This is a genomic window from Pseudomonas sp. NY15435, from assembly GCF_048068295.1.
In the GTDB taxonomy this organism is placed as follows: Bacteria; Pseudomonadota; Gammaproteobacteria; order Pseudomonadales; family Pseudomonadaceae; genus Pseudomonas.
In genome coordinates this window covers 329,783-347,603 of the sequence record NZ_JBLUQA010000002.1, presented here as the reverse complement: position 1 = coordinate 347,603, position 17,821 = coordinate 329,783, and the positions used below count along the sequence as shown (strand labels likewise).

The 17,821-nt window shown below is 65.8% G+C and carries 16 protein-coding genes; 10 read left to right on the top strand and 6 right to left on the bottom strand.

What is annotated here, in order from left to right:
- Nucleotides 1-49: 49 nt before the first annotated feature.
- The gene (locus tag ACNFH5_RS05720) at nucleotides 50-946 is read right to left on the bottom strand and encodes a LysR family transcriptional regulator (protein WP_416744723.1); all 897 of its coding nucleotides are present in this window, start codon (nucleotides 944-946) and stop codon (nucleotides 50-52) included.
- 113 nt (nucleotides 947-1,059) lie between these two features.
- Here ACNFH5_RS05720 and ACNFH5_RS05715 point away from each other — a divergent pair, with 113 nt between their 5' ends.
- A complete protein-coding gene (locus ACNFH5_RS05715) occupies nucleotides 1,060-1,437 on the top strand; it encodes a CidA/LrgA family protein (RefSeq protein WP_416744722.1) in 378 nt (125 codons plus the stop codon).
- Nucleotides 1,424-2,110, top strand: coding sequence for an LrgB family protein (locus ACNFH5_RS05710; protein WP_416744721.1), 687 nt, complete (start codon nucleotides 1,424-1,426; stop codon nucleotides 2,108-2,110). Before ACNFH5_RS05715 ends, ACNFH5_RS05710 begins: the two co-directional genes overlap by 14 nt.
- A 6-nt stretch (nucleotides 2,111-2,116) precedes the next feature.
- Here the strand turns inward: ACNFH5_RS05710 and ACNFH5_RS05705 are convergent, their stop codons facing one another.
- Nucleotides 2,117-2,830 (bottom strand): WbqC family protein, encoded by a 714-nt coding sequence (locus ACNFH5_RS05705; RefSeq protein ID WP_416744720.1) that lies wholly within the window; start codon nucleotides 2,828-2,830, stop codon nucleotides 2,117-2,119.
- A gap of 418 nt (nucleotides 2,831-3,248) precedes the next feature.
- On the opposite strand from ACNFH5_RS05705, the gene ACNFH5_RS05700 reads away from it, so the two are divergent.
- The 5 genes from ACNFH5_RS05700 to ACNFH5_RS05680 all read left to right on the top strand — a co-directional run bounded on the left by ACNFH5_RS05700 (nucleotide 3,249) and on the right by ACNFH5_RS05680 (nucleotide 7,233).
- Complete coding sequence (locus tag ACNFH5_RS05700) at nucleotides 3,249-4,031, top strand: class II aldolase/adducin family protein (RefSeq protein ID WP_416744719.1); 783 nt, start codon at nucleotides 3,249-3,251, stop codon at nucleotides 4,029-4,031.
- A complete protein-coding gene (locus ACNFH5_RS05695; RefSeq protein ID WP_416744718.1) occupies nucleotides 4,031-4,924 on the top strand; it encodes an alpha/beta fold hydrolase in 894 nt (297 codons plus the stop codon). The genes ACNFH5_RS05700 and ACNFH5_RS05695 overlap by 1 nt, the downstream gene beginning before the upstream one ends.
- A gap of 100 nt (nucleotides 4,925-5,024) precedes the next feature.
- Entirely contained in the window at nucleotides 5,025-5,318 is a 294-nt protein-coding gene (locus ACNFH5_RS05690; protein WP_416744717.1) for a hypothetical protein, read from the top strand.
- A 111-nt stretch (nucleotides 5,319-5,429) separates the two neighbouring features.
- The gene (locus ACNFH5_RS05685) at nucleotides 5,430-6,341 is read left to right on the top strand and encodes an SDR family oxidoreductase (protein WP_081516240.1); all 912 of its coding nucleotides are present in this window, start codon (nucleotides 5,430-5,432) and stop codon (nucleotides 6,339-6,341) included.
- A gap of 124 nt (nucleotides 6,342-6,465) precedes the next feature.
- Complete coding sequence (locus tag ACNFH5_RS05680) at nucleotides 6,466-7,233, top strand: crotonase/enoyl-CoA hydratase family protein (protein ID WP_416744716.1); 768 nt, start codon at nucleotides 6,466-6,468, stop codon at nucleotides 7,231-7,233.
- A gap of 700 nt (nucleotides 7,234-7,933) precedes the next feature.
- Here the strand turns inward: ACNFH5_RS05680 and ACNFH5_RS05675 are convergent.
- The 3 genes from ACNFH5_RS05675 to ACNFH5_RS05665 all read right to left on the bottom strand — a co-directional run bounded on the left by ACNFH5_RS05675 (nucleotide 7,934) and on the right by ACNFH5_RS05665 (nucleotide 10,609).
- Complete coding sequence (locus ACNFH5_RS05675; protein ID WP_416744715.1) at nucleotides 7,934-8,281, bottom strand: cupin domain-containing protein; 348 nt, start codon at nucleotides 8,279-8,281, stop codon at nucleotides 7,934-7,936.
- 40 nt (nucleotides 8,282-8,321) lie between these two features.
- Nucleotides 8,322-9,743 carry an NAD(P)/FAD-dependent oxidoreductase gene (locus ACNFH5_RS05670; RefSeq protein ID WP_416744714.1) on the bottom strand — a complete coding sequence of 474 codons (1,422 nt, stop codon included), beginning with the start codon at nucleotides 9,741-9,743 and terminating at the stop codon, nucleotides 8,322-8,324.
- A 113-nt stretch (nucleotides 9,744-9,856) separates the two neighbouring features.
- Nucleotides 9,857-10,609 carry a helix-turn-helix domain-containing protein gene (locus tag ACNFH5_RS05665; RefSeq protein ID WP_416744956.1) on the bottom strand — a complete coding sequence of 251 codons (753 nt, stop codon included), beginning with the start codon at nucleotides 10,607-10,609 and terminating at the stop codon, nucleotides 9,857-9,859.
- Between the two features lie 304 nt (nucleotides 10,610-10,913).
- Here ACNFH5_RS05665 and ACNFH5_RS05660 point away from each other — a divergent pair, with 304 nt between their 5' ends.
- The 3 genes from ACNFH5_RS05660 to ACNFH5_RS05650 all read left to right on the top strand — a co-directional run bounded on the left by ACNFH5_RS05660 (nucleotide 10,914) and on the right by ACNFH5_RS05650 (nucleotide 16,859).
- Nucleotides 10,914-12,725, top strand: coding sequence for a DUF1302 domain-containing protein (locus ACNFH5_RS05660; protein WP_416744713.1), 1,812 nt, complete (start codon nucleotides 10,914-10,916; stop codon nucleotides 12,723-12,725).
- 22 nt (nucleotides 12,726-12,747) lie between these two features.
- Nucleotides 12,748-14,118: a DUF1329 domain-containing protein gene (locus tag ACNFH5_RS05655; protein ID WP_416744712.1), complete on the top strand. Its 1,371-nt coding sequence runs from the start codon at nucleotides 12,748-12,750 to the stop codon at nucleotides 14,116-14,118.
- A gap of 197 nt (nucleotides 14,119-14,315) precedes the next feature.
- Nucleotides 14,316-16,859, top strand: a complete 2,544-nt coding sequence (locus ACNFH5_RS05650; RefSeq protein WP_416744711.1) for a LuxR C-terminal-related transcriptional regulator — start codon at nucleotides 14,316-14,318, stop codon at nucleotides 16,857-16,859.
- 4 nt (nucleotides 16,860-16,863) lie between these two features.
- Here ACNFH5_RS05650 and ACNFH5_RS05645 read toward each other — a convergent pair whose 3' ends face one another.
- Nucleotides 16,864-17,673, bottom strand: coding sequence for a SirB1 family protein (locus ACNFH5_RS05645; protein ID WP_416744710.1), 810 nt, complete (start codon nucleotides 17,671-17,673; stop codon nucleotides 16,864-16,866).
- Between the last annotated feature and the right edge of the window lie 148 nt (nucleotides 17,674-17,821).

Here is a 17,821-nt window from a genome sequence, read left to right as displayed (position 1 = left end):
TGGCACCTGAGCGCTCTCTTGTAGGAGCGAGCTTGCTCGCGAACCCGCATCACGCCGTGCCTGCCGGATGCAACGGCATCTCCAGCATCAATCCTAGCCACGCCTTGGCCGCGTTCGACAGATACGCATCACGCCGCCAGATGAAGCTGATATCCCAGTGCAGGTCCGGTTGGCTCAGCAGCACGCGCACCAACCCTGGCCGCTCCAGATCCTTTGCCACCACGCGCGGCAGCAGTACCACGCCTTGCCCGGCGGCGACCAGTGCGCCGAGAAAATCTGCCTGACCGCTGCGGCCGCCTTCCTTCGGCTCGAAACCAGCCTCGCGGCAGGCGCGCAGCAAGCGGTCGTTGAGCGTGAAACTCTGCTGGTAGAGCAGGAAAGGCGTATCGGACAGCTCCTTCAGCGCCAGGCTTTCCCGCCCGGCCAACGGGTGGGCGGAGGGTAGCAGGACGTCCAGCGGCTCGTTGCAGAAGGGCTGCCAGTCGAAGCCGGGATCGTCCGGTGTGAGGCCGCCGCCCAGCTCCAGTTCGCCGCTGTGGACCATCTCTTCCATGGTCTTGCTGCCGCCCTCGATCAGGTGCACGTCGATGTTCGGGTAGCGTCGCCGGTATTCGGCGAAGCGCCCGGCGAACAGCGCGTCGGCGCCCAACAGCGGCAGGCCCAGACGCAGTTCGCCGCGGTGCAACTGGGTAAGGTCATCCAGCTCGGTGTGCAGTTCGCGGCGCAGGCGCAGCATGTCTTCGGCGCGGCGCAGTACTACTTCGCCGGCGGCGGTCAGGCGAATGTGCGGGCCGCTGCGCTCCAGCAGTTGTACGCGCAGGCTCTGTTCGAGCTGGGCAATCTGCTTGCTCACCGCCGACTGGCTGGCGTTAAGGTGCACCGCCGCCTGGGTGAAACTACCGTGGCGCACGACTTCGGCGAAGGTGCGCAGCTGCTTGAATTCCATTCTGGAATGGCTCCGATTCGATCTATTCGCTTTGGGGATGATAGGCGCGGGCGTAGGCTTTGCGCCATTCCCAACCGATTTCTCCACCCGCTCAACGCATCGAGATCGCCGCCATGTTCCGCCGCGCCGCCCGCCTGATTTTCGAACTCGCCGTCCTCGCCGCCTTCTGGTGGGTCGGCGGCTGGATCGCCACGCTCACCGGCCTGCCGCTGCCGGGCGGGGTGATCGGTCTGGCGCTGCTGCTGGTGCTGTTCGCCTGCGGCGCGATCCGCCCGGCTCTGCTGCAGGGCGGTGCCGGCCTGCTGCTGGCGGAGATGCTGTTGTTCTTCATCCCCGCGTTGATGAGCCTGCTGGATTATGGCCCGCTGCTGCGCAGCGACGGCTGGAAGATTCTGCTGGTGATCACCGCCAGCACCGTGATGGTGATGCTCTCCACCGCACTGGCGGTGGAATGGATGTGCAACAGGAGTTCGCGCCATGAGCCTCGATAAGCAAGCCCTGTTCTGGTTGGCCGTCACCCTCGGCGGATACCTGCTCAGCCGTACCCTCTACCGCCGCTTCCAGCAGTACTGGCTCTCGCCCATCGTCTTCGTCCCGGTGCTGCTGTTTGCCCTGGCGATCCCGATGCAGGCGCGCTACGCCGACTACGCCCGTGACACCAGCTGGCTGGTGGCGCTGCTCGGCCCGGCCACAGTGGCCTTCGCCATTCCGATCTGGCAGCAGCGCGCCTTGCTCGCCCGCCACTGGCCGGCCCTGCTGACCGGCATGCTGGCCGGTACCACCATGGCCATCGGCAGTTCCTGGGCGCTGGCCCATGCGCTGGCGCTGGACGGCCAGGTGACCCTGTCGCTGATCCCGCGCTCAATCACCACGCCGTTCGCCATGGAGATGTCCCACGACCTGGGTGGCGTTCCTGCGTTGACCGCCGCTTTCGTGATGATCACCGGGGTATTTGGTGCGCTGATCGGCGGTGTACTGATGAAACTGCTGCACCTGCGCTCCGCCCTGGCCCGTGGCGCGCTGCTGGGCGTTGGCGCCCACGGGGCGGGCACCAGTCGGGCTTATGAGTTCGGCGGGGAAGAAGGTTCGGCGGCGGGGCTGTTGATGGTGCTGACCGGGCTGTTCAACCTGCTGATGGCGCCGGTCCTGGCCTGGTGCCTATAGGAAGGCTCAGCTCAGCTGGTAGGCATCGAGCATGCGCGAGGTGTCGGCGGGAGAGTTGAACATCATCACGTCGATGATCGACAGGCCCGCCTCGAAGGTCGGGCGCTTCTGTTCATAGGGCGTGATCTTCGGCTCCTGGAAGCGCAGGGTCAGCCCGGCGGCGTCGTACTTGCTGCGGTCGAAGAAGCTCTGCCCGCCCGGCGGGTTCCAGTACTCCTCCACATTGCCCAGCGCCTTGCAGATGTTCAGCGCCCATTCGTCCGGCGCGGTCGGCCGCTCCATCGGCAGTTCCATGCGCGAGAGCACCGGCATCTGCCGCGGGAAGCCGAGGTAGGAACAGGTCGCTTCCAGGGTGCACTTGTTCAGCGAGACGATGTCCTCGAAGGGGTGATCCAGCGAGGCGGCGATCATCTCCCGTACGTCGCGGTAATAGGGCGCGACCTTGCGGTACACGTCCAGTTGCGAGAACAGGGTGCGGCGCCAATCCTGGCGGTTGTCCAGGAGCACGTCCTTGATCAGCGTCTCTCGGTGGTGCTTGATCCGCGGCACGCGGATATATGACCAGCCGTCCTGCTGCTTGAGGATGCGATTGCGTTCGATCCAGCCGTGGTGGATGTACTGCACGGTGTCGAACAGGACGAACAGGTCGGTGTGCTTGATCAGGCTGAAGTAGCCCAGGTATGGAAAGAAATAGGGCTGCATGATGGCGGTTCGTTTCACGTCGGCTGCCTCGTTTGCCGAACTGGAGTCTCCTCCCGACTCCCGGGTACTTCTCGAACGCATTGCGAAAGATATTGCGAAATGTTGCCAAATGAGTCGGCGACGCCGAAAGGGGCGCCGGGGCAGGGATGAAATTCGCGCACGCTTCCGCCAGCCCTGACGTGCGAGCTGGCTGCCGCACTGTCTGGATAGCGCTTTTGGAGGGAGTCGCCGGGGCGCCGTGTCTTACTGCGCCGTTGGAACCGACTTTGCCCACTATAGGTTGGGAAACCGCTTGCGCAAGGCAAGTTGTCGGCCCGTGCTTATAGGGGAACATTCGCCAGACACTGCCAGAGGAAACTGTCAGTTCCGTGACAGTCGATATCCCGCCGCGCTGACTAGACTGCGCCATCTAACAACAACGAAGAGGCTACCGACCATGCACGCCGCTCATCCGCTGCCCACCGTGAACGTCAAGGATCAGGTCTCCGCCGCCGAATGGCAGACCCGCGTCGACCTCGCCGCCTGCTACCGGCTGATCGCCCTGCAGGGCTGGGACGATCTGATCTTCACCCACATCTCCGCCAAGGTCCCCGGAACTGAGGACTTCCTGATCAACCCCTACGGCATGATGTTCCACGAGATCACCGCGTCGAGCCTGGTGAAGGTGGACGCCTCGGGCAAGAAGCTGATGGACAGCCCGTACGACATCAACCCGGCCGGCTACACCATCCACAGCGCCATCCACGATGTCCGCCACGACGTCGCCTGCGTCCTGCACACCCACACTGCCGCCGGTATCGCTGTCTCCGCGCAGCAGCAGGGCCTGCTGCCGATTTCCCAGCAATCGTTGTTCGTCCTTTCCAGCCTGGCCTACCACGGCTACGAGGGCGTGGCGCTGAACCATGACGAGAAGGCACGCCTGCAGGCGGACCTGGGCGAAGCCAACTTCATGATCCTGCCCAACCACGGCCTGCTGACCTGCTCGGCGACCATCGCCGACACCTTCCTGATGATGTTCACCCTGCAGCGCGCCTGCGAGATCCAGGTGCTGGCCCAGGGCGGCGGCGCCGAACTGATCATGATCCCGCAGCAGATTCTCGATGGCGCCCGCGCCATGGCCGCCGCCGTGACCAAGAGCAAGCAGGGCATGGGCGGCGCGCTGGCGTGGCCGGCACTGCTGCGCAAGCTGGACCTGCAGAACCCCGGCTACCGCGACTGATGGCGCTGGCCGGCATCGCCCTGCGCGACTGGCGCGCGCAGGGCCGCGACTTCACCTTCCGTGCCAATGATCGGCAAGACAGGGCAATACGTTACTGGAGCGCCGGCAGCGGCGCTCCACTGCTGCTGGTCCACGGTTTCCCTACCGCCTCCTGGGACTGGCATTACCTTTGGCAACCGCTGGCCGAGCGGTATCGGTTGATCGCCTGCGACATGCTCGGCTTCGGCGATTCGGCCAAACCCAAGGGGCACGACTACCGCATCCTCGAACAGGCCGACCTGCAACAGGCGTTGCTGGAGCACCTGGGCGTGCATGAGCCAGTTCACCTGCTGGTGCATGACTACGGCAACAGTGTCGGCCAGGAGCTGCTGGCGCGGCACGAGGAAGGCGGTTTCGCCCTGGCGTCGCTCGTCTTCCTCAATGGCGGGCTGTTTCCGGAGACCCACCGCGCGGTGTTGTCGCAGAAACTGCTGCTCAGCCCCTTCGGTTCGCTGTTCGGCCGGCTGTTCGACCGCAAGCGCCTGGCGCAGAACTTCGCCAAGGTGTTCGGCCCGCAGACTCAACCGTCCGAAGCGGAGCTGGATGCCTTCTGGGAGCTGATCCGCCATAACGACGGGCCGCGCGTCATGCACCGGCTGATCCACTACATCCTGGACCGTCGCCAGCACCGCAAACGTTGGGTCGGCGCGATGCAACGCACGTCGGTGCCGCTGCGCCTGATCGACGGCCCGGAAGATCCAATCTCCGGCGCGCACATGGTGGCGCGTTACCGCGAACTGATCCCGCAGCCGGACACCGTCGAACTGCCCGGTATCGGCCACTACCCGCAGGTCGAGACGCCGGAGCAGGTGCTACAGCATTATCTGGCGTTCCGACAGGAACGGGCACCGTAGTTAAGGACCGATCCACCTGCAGATTAGGAACTGACTGATAGATCGGCCCTGAGTGGCAGCGGTAGCTTCCCCGGTTTTTGTCCAGCCGGAGGTCGCTGCCATGCCACTCAAATCCGTCATTCCTGTCCGCCAGCCGCAGGGTTCGCTGCTGTACCGGGCACTGCTGCACCTGCGTCGGGATTTCGCCTTCGTCGCCATTCCCGTGCTCCTGGTGCTGGTCGGAGCCTGCGCGGCCGGCGGCTACTACGCCTGGATCACGCAGAACTGGGTGCCCGCCGCCCTCGGCGCGCTGGCACTGTTGCCGGCTTTCGGCCTGCTGCTGTTCTGGAGCGAGTACGACTGGTGGCTGTTCAAGCTCGGCCCGCGCGATGACCTGAACATGCCGATGCGCTGACGGATCATCCCCTGGCCTTATCGAGCACCATTCAGCCTTGGTCGTCTTGGTTGTGACCGGATCGTGACTGCCGGACACTCGAAAAAAACCATTCTGCCTGGAGCCCCAATCATGAGTGATGCCCTGCGTTTCGACGGAAAAGTCGTGATCGTTACCGGAGCCGGTGGCGGCATCGGCCGTGCCCACGCCCTGCTGTTCGCCAAGCACGGCGCCAAGGTGGTGGTGAACGACCTGGGTGGTAGTACTCACGGTGAGGGCGCCAATGCCTCGGCTGCCGACCGTGTGGTCGCGGAAATCCGCGAAGCGGGCGGCACTGCGATTGCCAACCACGATTCGGTGACCGACGGCGAGAAGATCGTCCGCCAGGCCGTCGAGGAATTCGGCCGCATCGACGTGGTGGTGAACAACGCCGGCATCCTGCGCGACAAGACCTTCCACAAGATGGAAGACGCCGACTGGGACCTGGTCTACAAGGTCCACGTCGAGGGCGCCTACAAGGTGACCCGCGCGGCCTGGCCATTCATGCGCGAGCAGGGCTACGGCCGGGTGATCTTCACCTCGTCCACCTCCGGCATCTACGGCAACTTCGGCCAGAGCAACTACGGCATGGCCAAGCTGGGCCTCTACGGCCTGACCCGCAACCTCGCCATCGAAGGTCGCAAGAACAACATCTTCGTCAACGCCATCGCCCCCACCGGCGGTACCCGCATGACCGAAGGCCTGATCCCGCCGCAAGTGTTCGAAGCGCTCAAGCCCGAGCTGGTCAGCCCGCTGGTGGTGTACCTGGGCAGCGAGGCCTGCCAGGAAACTTCCGGCCTGTTCGAAGTGGGCGGCGGCTGGATCGGCAAGGTGCGCTGGGAGCGCAGCCTGGGAGTGGGCTTCGACCCGCGCGAGGGCTTCAGCGTCGAGGACGTGGCGGCCAACTTCGCGCAGATCTGCGACTTCGAGAACGCCGCGCATCCCAAGGACAACGTCGAAGCATTGCGCGAGATGATGGCCAACCTGCAGAAATACGCCGGTTGATCCGGCCAGCCTGACCGGCGGAACGGCCAGCGGGGCTGTTCCACGGCGGCGAACGCAGTAAGGTGAAAGGGCCGGCTCAAAGCCGGCCCTTTGCTTTTCTGCTTCCCGGCCCGAGGAGTTCGCCATGAGCGTGATAATCCAGAAGAACGGCCCGGTGACCACCCTGGTCATCGCCCGCCCTGCGGTGCGTAACGCCGTGGACCGGCCTACCGCCCAGGCGCTGGCCGATGCCCTGCGCGAGTTCGAGCTGGACGAGCAGGCCCGCGTCGCCGTGCTGACCGGCGCCGGCGGGACCTTCTGCGCAGGCGCGGACCTCGCCGCCGTGGCCGAGGACGGCGAGCGGCGCAACCGCCTGGAAACCGAAGGTGATGCGCCCATGGGGCCGAGCCGCATGCAACTGTCCAAGCCGCTGATTGCCGCCATCGAAGGCTACGCCGTGGCCGGCGGACTGGAGCTGGCGTTGCTGGCGGACTTGCGGGTAATGGCCGAGGACGCCGTGTGCGGGGTGTTCTGCCGACGCTTCGGCGTGCCGCTGATCGACGGCGGCACCGTGCGCTTGCCGCGCATTGTCGGCCAGGGCCGGGCGCTGGACCTGATCCTCACCGGCCGCCCGGTGGGGGCGCAGGAAGCGTTCGCCATGGGGCTGGCCAATCGCGTGGTGGCGAGCGGGACGGCGCTGGAAGCGGCGGAGGAACTGGCGCGGGAGATCGCCGACTTCCCGCAGCGCTGCATGCTGGCGGATCGGGCGAGCGTGTTCGCGCAATGGGAGCTCTCGTTCGACGTGGCGCTGGCCAACGAATTCCAGGGCGGGATGGCGGTGATCGAAAGCGGCGAGACGGTGGACGGAGCTAAACGCTTCGCCGACGGGGAAGGGCGGCACGGGAAGTTCTGATCGAAGTGACGTTGTGGCTGTAGGAGCGAGCTTGCTCGCGAACTCGCCCAGCGCTGGCGCTGCCGGTGAATCCATTCGCGAGCAAGCTCGCTCCTACAGAAATCGGCTGAGCTCCAGGGTTAGGGAGAGGGAGACGCCAGCGGGCTGGCCCCTCCCATCCCCCCCCAACAGCCCGATCAATCGCGCTCGATGATCACATAGGTCTTGCGGGTGGTTTCTGGATGACCCACGCGCGATGGACTTTGGGCGGGGCTAAACGCTTCGCTGACGGGGAAGGGCGGCACGGGAAGTTCTGATCAAGGTGACGCCCTGATTGTAGGAGCGAGCTTGCTCGCGAACTCCCCCCCAGCGCCGGCGCTACCGGTGAATCCATTCGCGAGCAAGCTCGCTCCTACAGATATCGGCTGAGCTCCAGGGTTAGGGAGAGGGAGACGCCAGCGCGCTGGACCCTCACATCCCCCCAACAGCCCGATCAATCGCGCTCGATGATCACATAGGTCTTGCGGGTGGTTTCTGGATGACCCACGCGCGATGGACTTTGGACGGGGCTAAACGCTTCGCCGACGGGGAAGGGCGGCACGGGAAGTTCTGATCAAGGTGACACCCAGATTGTAGGAGCGAGCTTGCTCGCGAACCCGCCCAGCGCTGGCGCTGTCGGTGAATCGGCTTCGCGAGCAAGCTCGCTCCTACGAAGAGCAGGTCAGTCGCGCTCGATGATCACATAGGTCTTGCGTACGGTTTCCTGGATGTCCCAGATGCCCAGGCTGTTCTGCGGCAGCAGGAAGGCGTCGCCGGCCTGGAAGGCGATCGGCTCGCCGCCGTCCGGGGTGAAGGTGCCGCGGCCGGAGATGAAGTGGCAGAACTCCTGCTCGACGATCTGGCGGCGCCAGCGACCGGGGGTGCATTCCCAGATGCCGGTTTCCACGCCGTCTGGGCGTTCGATGGATTCCACTCGGGTTTCCGAGATCGGCTCGCCCAGGGGCACGGCCACCGGGTTGGCTTCACCGAGTTGCGCGTGCAGGGTGTCTTTCAAGTGGGTCAGTTTCATACGGGGCTCCAGTGGGGTTCTTTATCGGAGGGGCGGCGCTTCAGCCGACCTTCCAGGTCATCAGGTTTTCCATGCTGGCGGCGACCTTCTCGGCCAGCCGGCGGCGCCAGGGTGCGCTGTGGGGGTTGGCCAGCACATCGTCCTCGTGCACGAAGCTGCGGATGATGGCGTTGTAGCCGATCCAGCGGCAGGGTTCGGGCTCCCAGCCACGCAGGCCGTCCTGCACGCTGCGGTCGTTGATGACCCAGGGCTGGCGGGTGAGGGCGCTGTCCTGGCCGAGGATCAGGTCGGCAAGGGTGCGGCCGCCCAGGTTGGTGGCGCCGACACCTTCGCCGCCGTAGCCGCCGGCGAGCGCTATGCCGTTGCGGCGGTCGATCAGCATGTGCGGGTGGAAGCGCCGCGACATGCCCAGGTTGCCGCCCCAGGTATGGGTAATGCGCACGTCCTTGAGTTGCGGGAACAGCTCGCTGAACAGGTAGCGGCGCAGCTCCACTTCATCGTTGGTCAGGCTGAAGTCGTTGCGCAGCTTGCCGCCGAAGCGGTAGCCGCCGCGAGCGCCGAAGGCCAGGCGGTTGTCCGGGGTACGCTGGCCGTAGGTGACCTGGCGGCTGAATTCGCTGAAGGCCTGGCCCTTGTCGAGGCCGATCTCCGCCCAGACCGATTCAGGCAGTGGCTCGGTGGCCACCAGCAGGCTCTGCACCGGCAACTGGTAGTTGCCCAGCGGCGGCAGGTCGGCGGCATAGCCTTCGATGGCTGGCACCACCCATTGGGCTTTCAGTTCGCCCTGGTCGGTGCGCAGCAGGCCGGGTGCCCAATGGGTGACGCGGCTCTTCTCGAAAATCTGCGTGCCCTGGCGTTCCACGGCGCGAGCCAGGCCACGGACCAGCTTGGCCGGGTCGATGGTGGCGCAGTGCGGGGTGTGGATGGCGCCCAGCGCGCTGGGAATGCGCAGTTGCTCGGCCAGCTCGCTCTTGCTCAGCCAGCGGTAGTCGTCTTCGGTCAGGCCTTCGGCGTGCAGGTGGGCGAGGTACTCGCGCAGGCGGGTTTCCTGCTCCGGATAGCGCGCGGCGGTATAGAGCACACCGGCCTTGCGGTAGTCGCAGTCGATACCTTCGCGGTCGAGGACGCGGGCCACTTCATCGGGGATGTCGTGCAGCAGGTCATAGGATGCGCGGCGCTGCTCGGGCGACAGGCCGGCGAGCAGGCGGTCTTCGCCGAGCATGTTGCCCATCAGCCAGCCGCCGTTGCGGCCCGAGGCGCCGAAGCCGGCGGTTTCGGCCTCGACGATGGCGATCTTCAGCTGCGGTGCGCGCAGCTTCAGGTAGTAGGCGGTCCACAGGCCGGTGTAACCGGCGCCGGCGATGGCCACATCGACGTCCAGGGTGCCCTGCAGGGACGGCCGCGGAACGAGATCATCGTCCAGCTGGTTCATCCACAGACTGATATGACGCCATGCCGACATAGACGACTCCAAAAGGAAGAAGGGGGAATGTCGGCAAGCCTAGATTTGGCGCGGGGTTCTGTCGTGCGCGCGGGTACGCGAGGATTGCTCGCGTACCCGCCGGCAGGGGCGCATCAGGCCTCTGCCTGTTCCTCGCGCAGGCGCTTGAGGTACTCGCGGGGGGACTGGCCGGTCTGCTGGCGGAAGCAGCGATAGAAGGCCGAGAGCGAGTTGAAGCCGGCGGAGAAGGCCAGCTCGTCGATGCGCGAGGGCAGCGGCGGGCGCAGTTGGCTGAGCAGGTGGGTCAGGCGCGTTTGGTTGACGTACTGATAGAAGCTCAGGCCCATCACCTGGTTGAGCAGGTAGGAAATCTGGTTGCGTGTGTAGCCGGTGGCGGTGGCCACCTGGGTCAGGTCGAGGTCCGGCGCCAGGTACGGCTGGCTCTTGCTGAAGTAGTCCTCCAGGTCGCTGGCCAACTGGCTGAGCTGGCGCGGCGAGAGACCCAGACGGCTGGTGGCCGGACGCGGGTCGATGGCCTGCGGACGGCTTTCGCCGCCTTCGCGTACCACCGAGGCGTATTCGTTGATGCGCCAGATCAGGCCATCACGCACGGTGATCGCTTCGCTGGAATGGAAGGTCGCCAGACGCCCGCTCAGGGTCACCGCGATGCGGTACTGGATGAAGGCGGTGTCGCCGTCCACGCGGATGCGGTCGATGTGGTCGAGGAATTCTTCCGGGCGGCTGGGCATGGTGCCCTGCACGTAGTCGCGCAGGTCGGTGTAGCCCAGGGTGCGGTTCTGGAAGAAGTCGTTGTACTGCACCTGCGGGTGATACAGCGCGAGCACCGCTTCGAGGTCGCGATGCTTCCAGCACTGGTGGTAGCGCAGCACCACCTCGCGGGTCTGCTCGGTGAGGTGGCTGTCGGTCGGGCGTTGGTCGATGGCATGCATAGGGGGCTAAGAATGCCCCAGACGGCGCTTCTCGGGTAGTGGCAAAGCACCTGCCGGGTGCAAGGCACTATCCATCGTCTCGATGATCCGTCATCGCCTGCACCAATATCGCCCGCCAGAGCCTGTCCCAGAGGGGGGATTCACTCTTTCGGGCGACACGCCAAATACCACCTTGGAGCGCTTACTCCCTGTCAGGTCGCTCAGTAGGGTAAGGCCACCTAGACACCGTCAGGAGAGCCGCATGACAACAAAAACAAGGCGCGGATTCTTCCAACCGCAACTTCTCGCCACTGCTGTCGCCCTGGGATGCGCCACCCAGGCTCAGGCAATCAACTTCAATATCGGGGAAATCGAAGGACAGTTCGATTCCAGTCTGTCCGTGGGGGCCAGCTGGAGTACCCAGAGTCCGAAAGAGGATCTGATCGGTGCCGCCAACGGCGGCCACGGCATGACCCAGACCAACGACGATGGCCGGCAGAACTTCCGCAAGGGCCATACCTTCTCGAAGATCTTCAAGGGCATCCACGACCTGGAGCTGAAGTACGGGGACTTCGGCGTGTTCACCCGGGGCAAGTACTGGTATGACTTCCGCCTGAAGGACGAGGGCGTTGCCTTCAAGGATCTTTCGGACGACGGCCGCAAGGAAGGCGCCAAGTCTTCCGGTGCGCAGCTGCTCGATGCCTTCGGCTACTACAACTACGCCATCGCCGACATGCCGGGCACCGTGCGCCTGGGCAAGCAGGTGGTGAGCTGGGGTGAAAGCACCTTCATCGGCAACAGCATCAACACCATCAACCCCATTGATGTCTCTGCCTTCCGCCGTCCCGGTTCGGAAATCAAGGAAGGCCTGATCCCGGTGAACATGCTGTACATGTCGCAGAGCCTGACCGACGCGCTGTCCGTGGAAGGCTTCTACCAGCTGGAGTGGGACCAGACGGTGCTGGACAACTGCGGCACGTTCTTCTCTACCACCGACGTCGCTGCCGACGGTTGCAACACCAACTACAACATCCTCGACCCGGCTACGGTCAATTCGCTGAATGCGCCGGCGACCAAGGCACTGCTCAATTCCCTGGGCGTCACCGTCACCCCCGAGGGCCTGATGGTGCCGCGTGGTGCCGACCGTGACGCACGTGACTCCGGTCAGTGGGGCCTGGCCCTGCGCTGGCTGGGCGATGACGTGGAATACGGCGCCTACGCCATGAACTACCACAGCCGTACGCCGATCGTGAGCATGAAGAACGCCGGCACCGCTGACATCGGCAATGTCCTGCGCGCGCTCTCCGTGCCCGGTGGCGCCGCGCTGGCCCAGCCGCTGCTGCTGGGGCGTGGCAACTACTTCCTGGAGTACCCGGAAGACATCCGCCTGTACGGTCTGAGCTTCTCCACCACCCTGCCCACCGGTACTGCGTGGAACGGCGAGATCAGCTACCGGCCGAACATGCCGCTGCAGCTCAATACCACCGACATGACGCCGTTGCTCGCCACTACCGTGGTCGGCGGCTTCACCAGTGGTGGTGCGGCCGGCGCGCTGGCTCAGGCCAACCGCATCAGCCACGGCTACGTGCGCAAGGAAGTGACCCAGGCACAGACCACCTTCACCCACTTCTTCGACCAGACCATGGGCGCGGACCGCCTCACTCTGGTGGGCGAAGTCGGCATGACCTACGTTGGCGGCATGACCGATGAAGTCGGCGAGCGCTACGGTCGTGACTCGGTCTACGGCGTACCGGAGAACGCCACCGCGCGGAACGAGTACGGCAGCGGCGGCTTCTACACCTCGTCGTCCTGGGGTTATCGCGCCCGCGCCATCTGGGACTACAACAACGTCTTCGCCGGGGTGAACCTCAAGCCGAACCTCGCCTGGTCCCACGACGTGCACGGCTACGGCCCGGTCTTCAACGAGGGCAGCAAGGCTGCCAGCCTCGGTATCGACGCGGACTACCAGAACACCTACACCGCGAGCCTGAACTACACGAACTTCTTTGGCGGCGACTACAACACCATCGTCGACCGGGACTTCGTTTCGCTCAGCTTCGGCGTGAACTTCTGACCTGCCTGCTCAAGGAATCGACATGAGAACGACAAGAATCCTCCAATGCGGCGCGCTGGCCCTGAGCCTGCTGTCCTGCGGCGTGATGGCGGCGGTGTCCGCCGACGAAGTGGCCAAGCTGGGCACCAGCCTGACGCCGATGGGCTCGCAGAAGGAAGGCAACGCCGATGGCAGCATCCCGGCCTGGACCGGCGGCATCTCCCGCACCGCCGGCAAGCTGGACGCCAAGGGCTTCCTCTCCGACCCGTTCGCCGACGAGAAGCCGCTGTTCACCATCACCGCGCAGAACGCCGATCAGTACAAGGGCAAGCTCTCCGCCGGCCAGCTGGCGATGTTCAAGCGCTACCCGGACACCTACAAGATCCCGGTGTACAAGACCCACCGCACCTTCGCGCTGCCCGATGACATCTATGCCGCCATCAAGCGCAGCGCCGAGTTCGTCCAGCCGATCAACGATGGCAATGGCCTGGAGAACTTCGAGAAGAGCCGCTACTACGCCTTCCCGCTGCCCAAGAACGGCGTGCAGGCGCTGTGGAACCACCTGACCCGTTACCACGGCGGCAACATCTCCCGCTCGGTAGTACAGGTGGTGCCGCAGACCAACGGCAGCTACACGCCGATCCGCTTCGAGGAATCGATCGCGGTGCCGCAGAACATGGGTGACCAGGATGTCAGCAAGACCGGCAACATCCTCACCTACTTCAAGCAGCAGGTAACGGCGCCGGCGCGCCTGGCCGGTAACGTCCTGCTGGTGCACGAGACCCTGGACCAGGTGAAGGAACCGCGCCTGGCGTGGATCTACAACGCTGGCCAGCGCCGTGTGCGCCGTGCCCCGCAGGTTGCGTACGACGGTCCGGGCACCGCCTCGGATGGCCTGCGTACCTCGGACAACTACGACATGTTCTCCGGCGCCCCGGACCGTTACGACTGGAAACTGGTGGGCAAGCGCGAGATGTACATTCCGTACAACAGCTATCGCCTGAACTCGCCGGCGCTCAAGTACGACGACATCGTCAAGCCGGGCCACATCAACCAGGACCTGACCCGTTACGAACTGCACCGCGTATGGGAAGTGGTGGGCACCCTGAAGTCCGGCGAGCGCAACATCTACGGTCAGCGCCACTTCTACCTCGACGAGGACAGCTGGCAGATCGCGGTGTCCGAGTTGTACGACGGTCGCGGCCAACTGTGGCGCGTCGGCGAGGGCCACGAGATGACCTTCTATACCGAGCTCGCCACCGGCTATGCCGCCGAGTCGCTGTACGACATCCTCGCCGGCCGCTACGTGACCTTCGGTCTGAACAACGAGGAGAAGCGCGGCTACCAGTTCGGCCAGAAGGCCAGCATGGCCGACTTCACCCCGGCAGCGCTGCGTAACACCGGCGTTCGCTGAAACAACGCTTCACTCCTTGGCCCCGGCATTCCTCGTGGATGCCGGGTTTCTTTTTTTGCACCGCCGGCACGGGAGCGCAATCGCTATCAAAGGCCTGAGCGCGGCCCGCGCTATACCGTCCCATGAATCTGGCTGATGGTCCTTTGCCCGCTCCGCTCACGGGCATAGTCTGGCCTGCAAATGGCCGGAAGAAGCCCATGTCGACGATCGCCCAGCACAGTCTTGCACAGCACGGTGCGGCGCTGCCTCGCCTACCCCGCCAGCACCTGCCACGCGAACGGCTGCATGCCAGCCTGAGCGCCACCGAGTGCCGCCTGCGCCTGCTGGTGGCGCCGCCCGGTTGCGGCAAGACGGTGCTGATGAGCGAATGCGCGCGCCTGGCGCCGGCTGGCACCCGCGTGGTCTGGCTGGGGCTGGGGGGCCGGCAGCTTGCGCCCGAGCAGTTCTGTGAGCGTCTGGGCGAAGCGCTGGGTGTGCCCTGGTCCGGTGAGGCGGCCCTGGCGGCCTGGCTGGAGAGCGCCGGCGACCCGGTCTGGCTGATGCTCGACGACTACCCCCGGGCACCCGATTCCGCCCTCGACGACTGCTTCGACCGCCTGCTCGCCGTGGCCTCGCCGCAGATCGGCTGGTGGCTGGCCAGCCGCCGTCGCCCGGCCTGCAACCTCACCCGCTTGCTGCTTGAAGGCGAGCTGCTGGAACTGGGTGCCGGCACCCTGGCCCTGAACCAGGGCGAGCTGGACGCCTACCTGCAGACTGCCGGCCTGGAATGGCCCCAGACCCAACGCCATGGGCTGCAGGACGCAACCCTGGGCTGGTTCGCCGGCGTGCGCCTGCGCCTGCTCAGCCTGGGCAACGATTCCATCGCGCCCTGCGCGACCCAGATGGCCGAGACCGGTAATGGCCTGCTGCAGGATTATCTGCAACGGGAAGTCCTGGCGAGCCTGCCGGCGGAGCTGGCGGAAACGCTCTGTGGCCTGGCGCAGATCGCCCGCTTCAACCGCGAACTGTGCGACTACCTGTTCGATGAGCCCGGCCTCGGCCTGGACGGCCTGCAGGCGTGGGGCGTGTTGATCGAGCCGGTGGACAACACCCAACACTGGTTCCAGGTGGCGCCCATGCTCGCGTCAGCGCTGGCGAGCCTGTCGCGCTGGCCGGCGGCGACCTTGCACCGGCGCGCCTGCCAGTGGTTCACCCAGTGCGGAGAAATCCACTCGGCGTTCGAGCACTCCCTGTACGCCGAGCAGCCGGACGTTTCCGCCAGCCTGCTGCAACGCCTGACCGAGGAGCAACTGCTGCACGGCCGTAACGTCGAGCGGGTCCTGCAACTGCGCGAATCGCTTCCCGAAGAACTGCTGTGCAGCACGCCGCGCCTGCTCATCCTCAATGCCTGGACCTTGCTCTTCGTTGGTCGCCTGGACGACGTGGAAGCGCTGCTGGCCGGTTTCGATCGCTTCCTGCCGATGCCTGGCGAGCACCGCCAGCGCGCGCTGATCGCCCAATGGCAGGGACTCCACGGCATGCTCACCCACGGGCGCGGCCTGCCGGGCGCTCGCGAACAATTGCGCGAGGCGCTTCAGTACCTGCCCGAAGAAGCCTGGGCGCAAACGCTGATCTGCCTGTCGGCGCTGACCCAGCAGGCCCAGGCCGAAGGACGGCTGACCGAGGCTCGATTGATCAATCGCGAAGCCTTGCGCCGCGCGCGTCTGCAAGGCAGCACCACCTTCGAAGCGCTGCTGGAGCTGGACCGCGCCCAATGGCTGGAGCAGCGCGGCGAACTGCAGCGCGCGGATGCGCTGCTGGCGCGGGTGCAGGAATACCTCGACGAGATGCGCATCACCTGTAACGCCATGGCTGGCCGCGTCGCCCTGCGCCGGGGCTGGCTGTGCCTGCGCCAGGGGCGTGACGATGAGGCGCGCGAGCTGTTCATCGCCGGGCTCAACGAAACCCGCCGCAGCCACGATCCCAGTTCGATCTACGGCTTTACCGGCATGGCCTGGCTGGATGCGCTGGACGGCGATACCGATGGCGCCTTCAGCCGCCTGCTGGAGGTGGAGCGGCTGATGCAGTTGCAGCATGTGCCGGAGCCGATCTATCGCGGCCCGTTGCTGCTTGCCAGTGGCGCACTGCATCTGCGCCAGAACCGGGCGGGGCCTGCGCGGGAAATCCTCCAGCGGGTCGCCTCGCGCTACCGCATGGACCGCCTCAGCCCGCCAGCGGCGGCACCGGACCAGATCCTGCGGGTCGAACATCACTTGGCCCTGGCAGAGCTCTACGATGGCGACGTGGAGGCCGCCCTGCAGCGTCTGCTACGGATGCTGCCGGACCTGCTGCGCCAGGGCCGCAACACCCTGGCCTGCGACGTCTGGCTGGCGTTGGCGGAAGCGCACTTCATCGCCGGTAGCCTCGATGAGGCGCGCAGCGCGTTGGACGAAGGGGTCTCGCTGGCGCAGCGCTTCGGGCTGCTCTCCAGCCTGCGCGATACCCAGCGCCGCCAACCTGGTTTGTTCGGCCTGCGCCCCCACGCTGGCGAAATGGCCCCGCACAACCTGCTGAGCCTGCGCGAACTCTCGGTGCTGGAGTTGATCGCCCGCGGCTGCTCGAACCTGGAAATCGGTGAGCGCCTGTACATATCCCTGCACACCGTGAAGACCCATGCGCGCCGGATCAACGGCAAGCTCGGCGTGGAGCGGCGCACCCAGGCGGTGGCGCGGGCGAAGGAGCTTGGTCTGCTGAAGGTCTGAGGCGTCAGTGCAGCGCCTTGGGCGGCACGCTGATGTCGGCCAGGCGCTGGGCCAGGCGCATCTGCTCGGCGGCATCGTCACTGAGCAGCATGGCGCGCTCCAGGTCGTAGCGCTCCGCCTGCGGGCAATCCAGCACGTGGTAGAGGTCGGCACGGGCCAGGTGATCGCTGGCGCTGGGCGGCCCCAGTTCCAGCACGCGCTGGGCGTCCCTGAGCGCCGCCAGCGGTTCACCGGCGGCCAGATGCAACTGCCGCAGATTGCGCGACAGGCGCTGCAGCATGTCGACGGCGCTGGCCGTGCGCAGGTGTTCGGCGGATAGCTCGGCGTGGGCGCCCATCTGGCGTGCCAGTAGATCGCGGCAGTCGCGGGTATAGAGGCGGCGGCCGGTGGCGGGGTCGAGCAGGTGATCGGCGCCGGGGACGCGCAACAGGAAGCGCCCTGGGAAATTCACTCCGACCAGGGTGATGCCGTTGCGCCGCGCCATCTCCAGGGCAATCAGCGCCAGCGACAACGGCTGGCCATGGCGGCGCTGCAACACCTGGGGGAGCAGGGCCGCACGAGGGTGCAGCGGGTACTCGTCGTCTTCGGCGAAACCCAGCTCGCTCAGCCGGCGCAGCAGATATTGCGCGCGCTCCGTATCGCCGGTGCCCTGGGGCAGCGCTACCGCGACCTGGTGCGCAAGCGAGTCGAACAACCGCAGCGCCTGTTCCGGTGACAGGTGCGGTTCGTGCTCGGTGGCGATCCACAGGGCCGCTTCGAACAGAGCGGGCGGCTCCTGGGCAAGACAGGCAAGGCAGGCTTGACGCGGGTCCATGGCGTTCTCCGGCTGACCCTGCGGTTGTAACCGGAGCGCTGGGCACTCGTCCAGTGGCGCGGTCGTCGCCCGTGAAGGTGATGTGACAGGCACTGCCTATACTGAAAGCGTCCGCCTTCGGACCGCTGTCCATTCCCAGCAAGGGAGC

Coding starts and splice junctions, on each gene's coding strand:
- ACNFH5_RS05720 (WP_416744723.1), bottom strand. CDS start 946: ATGGAATTCAAGCAGCTGCGCACCTTCGCCGAAGTCGTGCGCCACGGT.
- ACNFH5_RS05715 (WP_416744722.1), top strand. CDS start 1,060: ATGTTCCGCCGCGCCGCCCGCCTGATTTTCGAACTCGCCGTCCTCGCC.
- ACNFH5_RS05710 (WP_416744721.1), top strand. CDS start 1,424: ATGAGCCTCGATAAGCAAGCCCTGTTCTGGTTGGCCGTCACCCTCGGC.
- ACNFH5_RS05700 (WP_416744719.1), top strand. CDS start 3,249: ATGCACGCCGCTCATCCGCTGCCCACCGTGAACGTCAAGGATCAGGTC.
- ACNFH5_RS05695 (WP_416744718.1), top strand. CDS start 4,031: ATGGCGCTGGCCGGCATCGCCCTGCGCGACTGGCGCGCGCAGGGCCGC.
- ACNFH5_RS05690 (WP_416744717.1), top strand. CDS start 5,025: ATGCCACTCAAATCCGTCATTCCTGTCCGCCAGCCGCAGGGTTCGCTG.
- ACNFH5_RS05685 (WP_081516240.1), top strand. CDS start 5,430: ATGAGTGATGCCCTGCGTTTCGACGGAAAAGTCGTGATCGTTACCGGA.
- ACNFH5_RS05680 (WP_416744716.1), top strand. CDS start 6,466: ATGAGCGTGATAATCCAGAAGAACGGCCCGGTGACCACCCTGGTCATC.
- ACNFH5_RS05675 (WP_416744715.1), bottom strand. CDS start 8,281: ATGAAACTGACCCACTTGAAAGACACCCTGCACGCGCAACTCGGTGAA.
- ACNFH5_RS05670 (WP_416744714.1), bottom strand. CDS start 9,743: ATGTCGGCATGGCGTCATATCAGTCTGTGGATGAACCAGCTGGACGAT.
- ACNFH5_RS05660 (WP_416744713.1), top strand. CDS start 10,914: ATGACAACAAAAACAAGGCGCGGATTCTTCCAACCGCAACTTCTCGCC.
- ACNFH5_RS05655 (WP_416744712.1), top strand. CDS start 12,748: ATGAGAACGACAAGAATCCTCCAATGCGGCGCGCTGGCCCTGAGCCTG.
- ACNFH5_RS05650 (WP_416744711.1), top strand. CDS start 14,316: ATGTCGACGATCGCCCAGCACAGTCTTGCACAGCACGGTGCGGCGCTG.
- ACNFH5_RS05645 (WP_416744710.1), bottom strand. CDS start 17,673: ATGGACCCGCGTCAAGCCTGCCTTGCCTGTCTTGCCCAGGAGCCGCCC.